This window comes from Bacillus sp. JJ864, from assembly GCF_036963045.1.
In the GTDB taxonomy this organism is placed as follows: Bacteria; Bacillota; Bacilli; order Bacillales; family Bacillaceae_G; genus Bacillus_A; species Bacillus_A pseudomycoides_C.
In genome coordinates, this window is sequence record NZ_JBALLY010000217.1 from 1 (window position 1) to 1,192 (window position 1,192).

Consider the following 1,192-nt stretch of genomic DNA (forward strand, 5'->3'; position numbering starts at 1 on the left):
GTTTCTAGACGTAGCTGCATATACTGTGCCAACACGTAAGCGATCAGCGCAAGGTAAATCTGGTTCCATATCGCTTGCGGCTTATAGCTGTGCAGTTTTTTCAGGCGCAGATGCTGCTTTATCCATTTAAAGAAAAGTTCAATAAGCCATCGGCATTTGTAGATATGAGCTACTTCTTCGGCCTTTATGTCCTGTCGAGAGGTAAGTAGGCGATAAAAGCGCCTCTGCTCATCATAAAACTCTACGAGCCGGACCCGTTCCTTCATCTTGCGCCAACCGCTACCTACGTTCACAAGAGCATCTCGTGTGATCGGACTTCCCGGAGGGATTTCTCGTTCCTCCACAACATGGATTGAGGTGCGATCTCTCATTCGCATGACAAATTGAATGCCGCGCTCCATCCAGTTATCCATGTTTTTGTAGCTATCATAACCACGGTCCATGACATAAGTTGCCGCCTGCTCGGTGACCAGTTCGACCGCCCCGGCTCGGTCGCCTACGTTTAAAGTCGATGGGATGACAGCGTCCGGATATACCACTTCGGGTGAAGCGGCTACGAGCCGCACATGCAGCTTTACCCCACTGGAGGTATGCGAAACTCTGGCCCAATCCCCAAGTACCAAGGGGAGTGTGATTTTCGACGAATCAATGAGTGCCAGAGGTCCAATGGTTGAAGAAATGCCCTGCTGGTGAGCCGTCAGCTTCTGGACACGGGCAACGCTATGGAGAAAAAGCATGTGCAAGATTTCCGTCGGGATTTCGCTGAGTTTCCGTGACAATTGGGCTGCGCTGATGCTGGGCAGATCAAGGATGGACCGAATTTCAGAGTGTGCATAAATTTGTTCTTCCATCTCGATATAGCTTTGCCAATGGTTGAACTGAGCCAGAATGAAAATGAGAATGCTTTTGTTGATGGTGAGCTTCTTGGCGTAGCGATCGGCATGAAGGAGGCGATCGTGTACATCCAAAGGCAGTAAAGAAAGCAGTTGACGAACGACAGTGTTTTGGGTTACGTTATCCATGGGTTGGACTCCTTTTTAGAGGTCGTGGACAACGTGCTACGTCTTCTAAATTAGGAGCCTTTTTTTGTTTTGTCCATGAAAAAGATACAGGTAGTTACAGAAATAGTAACTTCAGCAAAAGTTGTGATAGGTTTTATGCAACGCTCATGCCCCAAAGGGACTTGCTGCGC

At 48.4% G+C, this 1,192-nt stretch carries 1 protein-coding gene; it reads right to left on the bottom strand.

All coding sequences use genetic code 11. The features are described 5' to 3' along the window. Window positions 1-1,022 (bottom strand): IS4 family transposase (locus V7024_RS23265; RefSeq protein ID WP_335524389.1); only part of this gene is annotated, 1,022 nt, incomplete at its 3' end. Window positions 1,023-1,192 lie beyond the last annotated feature (170 nt).